The sequence below is a fragment of the Chthoniobacterales bacterium genome, assembly GCA_018883245.1.
In the GTDB taxonomy this organism is placed as follows: domain Bacteria; phylum Verrucomicrobiota; class Verrucomicrobiia; order Chthoniobacterales; family JACTMZ01; genus JACTMZ01.
On sequence record VEQL01000072.1, the window covers coordinates 1 to 4,798 of the forward strand.

A 4,798-nucleotide genomic window follows, 5' to 3' on the forward strand; every position below is an offset into this window, starting at 1 on the left:
AAGTGTTCAGCCCGTGCGACTTCATCGCGCGCATCACCCAGCACATCCCGGACAAGAGTTTCCAACTCGTGCGCTACTACGGATGGTATTCCAACAAGATGCGCGGACAGCGGCTCAAGCGGGCGGATGCCGAAGTCGTGGATGCGCCCGAGGGCGAGGTCATCGACGTCTCCGACTTCAAACCCCGCCGCATTCCGTCCAAGAAGTGGCGCGAACTCATCAAAAAAGTCTGGGAAGCCGACCCGTTGCTCTGCCCGCACTGCCAGCACGAGATGAGGATCGTCGCCCTCATCGATGAGGCCGACGTCATCGAACGCATCCTGCGCCATCTCGGATTATGGGAAGTCGGCGTGCGAGTCGATGCCGCCCGCGACCCGCCAGAGCCCGCCGAGCCGGTCATCGAGCCCTGGCTCGACGATCCATTCCCCGACTACGACCACGAACCGGTGTTCGCGGAAAACTGAGAACCCCGGCAGCGCCGAGGTGCGCCCCGGTGGCCCGGCTTCTCTCGCATTTCCACCCCCTCCGGCTGGCGACGTCCGGTTTTCCGGGGTGCGGGGCGCGCCCCGCACCCCGGAACGCCCCGCACCCCGGACGATTGACTCCCATTGCCCAATCTGGCATGCTCCGAGCATGGAAATCACCGCTTCCCGCTTCAAACTCCGGGCCAACGCCCCGGATGGCCGGAAAGCGATTTCCTATCAGATAACGCACCGCTCAACAACTTCTCCGATGTGGGTTTCGCCGCATCTGAGGGACAATCGATCACTCTGCTTGGTAGCATTCTCGGCAACGGCCAGAATGTCCCGATCACACTGACAATCGCCACCAGCAACTCGACCAGCGTGAAGGCGCGGCAACCTGCCATGGCGCTGCGGTCATTCATTTCCTGCGGCGGCGTTTGACGCTGTCAGATTGAGCGTCGTTCCTCCCGAGGTGAGGGTGGTTAGTGACGAAGCGTCCAGCTTCATCCAGGTTTTGTAATGCGGCTGTCCCGTGACGTTTCTGTAATAACTATAAATAGCGGCGGCATTCCCATAATTTGTATCCGCGGTATTTGACTGGATCGCCGCATCATCGGTGACCTTGACAGTGATGGCCGCCTGCCCTGTGGCAACAAGCGCTGAGGCGATGGCAGCGGCGGCGAGTGCGTTTTTGCCAATGCGCTTCATAAACATGGTTGGGAGCACGGATCCAGAACGCATTGATAATGATTTGTCGCAGCATCAACCCGCAACTGTCCTGCGGTTTATATTGATAACGATAACCGTTTGCAGGAGAGATCCGTTCGTCTTTGTGGTCGGTCTAATCCCAATGCCTTTAGGGGACAAGGAGATGAAATGTTTCCCTTCGCCCGCAAACACCGCCCCGGCGGAAAGCATCAAGGCAACAACGGCTGCGCGTGATGCCTGCGGCGCGGTTCCGGCAGGCGTATGTTGGTCAATGGTCCCTCGTGCCCGGAACCGGCCATGTGGAGTAAACGTGCGGACAAGCCGCCGGGGAATGATGCTGGATACTGGATGAGCGAGTTGAGAGCGGATTGCACATGATTGTGGTGGGCGGCGAGGGCCTTGGCGCAGACGTCCTCGGGATGTCCGGTGAGGGTTTCGAGGATGCGCAGGGCACGGCGTCGCAGCTTGGCATTGTTGGGATCAAAATCGATCATGAAGCCGCCGCGCACTTTTCCCTCCAGAATCATGGCGGTGCTACCGAGGAAGTTGAGGGCTTTTTTGGTGGCTGTGCCTGCCTTCATGCGGGTCGACCCGCTGACAACTTCCGGTCCGGAGCGGAGAGGGATGGAAAGGTCAAAGAACAATTCGCCCGCCAGATCGCTTTCGTGGAGCATGGCCGTGAAGGCACCGCGCGATCGAGCGAAAGCAAGGGCGGAGCGGACAAAATAGCTTGTTCCGCTGGCCGAAATCCCAAGAACAAAATCCTGCGGGCCTGGCTGCAGCAGGAGCATGTCCGGCACGGCGGAAATATCTTCCTCGCCGCCGTCTTCGATGCTGAGAGAGGAATCGGCGGTGCCGCCGGCGATGAGAGCCACAAAGTCGCTCCGGCGGCAACGGAACGTGGCGGGCATTTCGACTGCATCGAGGGCGGCGATTCGTCCGCTGGTGCCGGCGCCGACCGTGATGAGGCGTCCGCCGCGGCTGCGCCGGGCGACCAGTTCGCGGGCGGCCTTGGCGAGCAGCGGAAGGCTCTCCGACATGCGCTCGCCCGCCACCTGTTCCTCACACCAGAGTCGGTCAAGAATCTGCTCCGCCCCCCACTCCTCGATTGGTTCCACTCGCGAGGGCTCTTCGGTTTTCAGCGCGTCGAACGAGGCGCGGAAGCGCGAGGATTCCGCGATATGGTTGCCCGCCGCAACCGCCAGCGCACCGCGCAGGACGTGCACATTGGCTGCGGGTATCAACAACAGCGCGGGTGCTGGGAACCCCACGGGGAAATGCGTTGGAAGTCCTTGGGAAAGCTCGCCGACAAGATCCACTCCCGCCGCAGCGCAGGCATCGGCCAGACCGCCGCCAACGAAGACGAAGTCCAGATGATAAAGGATGGTGGCCGTGGCAACGATGGCGGCCAGGGCATCGAAATAGCGGGTTTTTTCCTGTCGATTCGACGGGTCTCGCAGCCAGGCTGCAAGGTCGCCATTGGCGGCTTCCTTCGCTCGCCGGGAGGCACTGGCCCAGAAATCATAGGTGCCGTCGGGGATGGCAGTGGCACCCAGTAGATTGAGCGACCGGGAGGGCTTCCACCAACGGCCATCGCGGATAGTCACAAACCCAAGTCCGGTGCCGACTGCGAGAATCCCGAGATTGCCCTCCTGCGGAATTCGCCCTGACTCCGCAGCACCGATGGCAAGAGCCTCGGTGTCATTGATCAGGCATACCGGACATTTGAGGCGCTCCTCAAGGCGCACAATCCATGCCGGATCCCCCATTGCGCCGAGATGGGCAGCCAAATAGCGATAGGCGTGCCCGGCGGCATCAATCTCTCCCGCCGTGGAAATAACCACTGCGCCCGGAAAAATTCCCCGGGTGCGGCGCAGAATTTCGTCCGCCATGCGGTTGGCAAATGCCACACCACCAAGTCCGGGCTCGTCACAGGGATTCGCCATGCGCTCGAGTTCTTCAAAAGCTCCGTCTGCGCCCAATCGAGCGAACTTGATCCACGTGCCGCCCATGTCGAGGGCCAGCGGGGAGACGGAGTGGGAATCATTCATGATGAGACAACTGGGTATGGAGAGGATTCACACAAATGGGAATGTTATGAGAGCAACGTCGATCACAAGGCGGGAACCGGGATGCTGGCGGCAGTAGGACTGAGGCGGCCAGGATGAGGTATAGGAAGGTTCATTTGCGGCGGGTCACGCTGCTTCCCGGTTCGAACACTCCCTCGATGGCGGTGAATTCGTGAACCGGCGGGGTTCCCCGCTCGCGGGCGTGATGAAGACCGATGATTTTGCGGGCGGCGATTCCGCCGATGCGGCGGTTGTCGAAGGGCATGCCGCCGATGCCCCGCACGGGATCGGCGACGGTCAGACAAAAGCTGAAATCGTTCGGGATCCGGCAGCCGGATTTCTGCAGGCTATCGAAGCCAGTCGATTCGGTGCAGATCACGGCATCCGGCTTGTGACGGTCCAGCCAGCGCAGGATTTTGGCATCGTCTCCACTGGCGATGCGCAGCGGCGGAATGCTCCGTGCCGAGCGGTCGAGCGATTGCGAGACGAGATAGCCGCCGAGCCATGAGCCCTGCGAGCGCTGTTCGATTTCCTGCCCGTAAACAAAGCCGATGTCGCGGTGGCCGAGCTCGCGCAGCGAGTCGCAGAGGATGCGCATCGAGGTGAAGCCCTGTGCGGTGACCATGTGGAAGCGGGGTTTTGCCAGTGTGAAACCGAATGTCACGACCGAAAAATCCGAGAAATCCCAATCCGCCACCATGCCGGGGTGTTGCTGCGGACACAGTAAAACACACTCGATGCCGCGCGCCCGCAAAATCCCTGACAAACGCGCAACCGTCATGCCCGGTTCTCCAAGCCAGTGGGTTTCCAAGCCGTAGCCATGGGCGGCGAGGAAGGATTCCGCTCCGGCGTGATAATCGACGAAGGCGTCGATTTTCCATCCATCACGCGTGTCGAAATTCGTCACCCAGGCCACCGTGCCTTGGAACCCCGGCCGGCGCTTGCCCCTACGATACGCCGCGAGTGCAGAGAGCGCGGGGTCCATTCGGTATCCATGCGATTCCGCATACCCGCGGATGCGCTTCCTCAGATCATCGGAAATTTTTCCACGCCCGGACAGCGCGAGCGAGATGGTCGCCTGCGAAAGGCCCAACGCCTTCGCGATGTCACGCTGCGTGATGGGTATTTCTGGCATGCGGTCAGGGAAGGGTTTTCCGTTTGCGGCCATCCCGCAAACAAGGCCATGGGTTATCTTGATGATTTCGCTTGTCAACCATGCGAGGATGGGGTGCTTCACATGGGTCTGAGCCCACAAGCCAAGGAGACACTCTTGACGGAACGCAGGCATCCAGGCTGGAAGTCCATCCTCCATTTGTTCCATGATGATCCGCGCTAAATTGCGTTTTTCGCGCAGTCCCATCAGGCGATTGCCGGGCATGGCATCCCCTGCGGCCGGCCTCGAAGACGACCGGATAGAGCCAATCCAACAAAATACCTCGACTTCCACCCCCACCTCCACGCCTTGGTCGCCGACGGGCTCTTCACCGACAGCGGGCTTTTCCATGTGATGCCCGACGTGAGCCTCGCCCCGCTGGAGGAACTCTTCCGGGCGCGGGT

The 4,798-nt window shown here is 61.1% G+C and carries 5 protein-coding genes; 1 reads left to right on the plus strand and 4 read right to left on the minus strand.

The window, feature by feature from the left end:
• Nucleotides 1-2 precede the first annotated feature (2 nt).
• A complete protein-coding gene (locus FGM15_13410) occupies nucleotides 3-464 on the plus strand; it encodes a hypothetical protein (protein MBU3666855.1) in 462 nt (153 codons plus the stop codon).
• Between the two features lie 191 nt (nucleotides 465-655).
• Here FGM15_13410 and FGM15_13415 read toward each other — a convergent pair whose 3' ends face one another.
• The 4 genes from FGM15_13415 to FGM15_13430 all read right to left on the minus strand — a co-directional run.
• Nucleotides 656-886: a type II secretion system protein gene (locus tag FGM15_13415; GenBank protein ID MBU3666856.1), complete on the minus strand. Its 231-nt coding sequence runs from the start codon at nucleotides 884-886 to the stop codon at nucleotides 656-658.
• Entirely contained in the window at nucleotides 879-1,172 is a 294-nt protein-coding gene (locus tag FGM15_13420; GenBank protein MBU3666857.1) for a hypothetical protein, read from the minus strand. Before FGM15_13420 ends, FGM15_13415 begins: the two co-directional genes overlap by 8 nt.
• A 209-nt stretch (nucleotides 1,173-1,381) precedes the next feature.
• Nucleotides 1,382-3,223: an ROK family protein gene (locus FGM15_13425; protein ID MBU3666858.1), complete on the minus strand. Its 1,842-nt coding sequence runs from the start codon at nucleotides 3,221-3,223 to the stop codon at nucleotides 1,382-1,384.
• 130 nt (nucleotides 3,224-3,353) lie between these two features.
• Nucleotides 3,354-4,798, minus strand: a 1,445-nt coding sequence (locus tag FGM15_13430) for a LacI family transcriptional regulator (GenBank protein ID MBU3666859.1), incomplete at its 5' end; no start/stop codon positions are given.

What these genes read in the sequence shown, in the direction of transcription:
- FGM15_13425 (MBU3666858.1), bottom strand. Translation starts at nt 3,223, where the DNA reads ATGAATGATTCCCACTCCGTCTCCCCGCTGGCCCTCGACATGGGCGGC.
- FGM15_13420 (MBU3666857.1), bottom strand. Translation starts at nt 1,172, where the DNA reads ATGAAGCGCATTGGCAAAAACGCACTCGCCGCCGCTGCCATCGCCTCA.
- FGM15_13415 (MBU3666856.1), bottom strand. Translation starts at nt 886, where the DNA reads ATGAATGACCGCAGCGCCATGGCAGGTTGCCGCGCCTTCACGCTGGTC.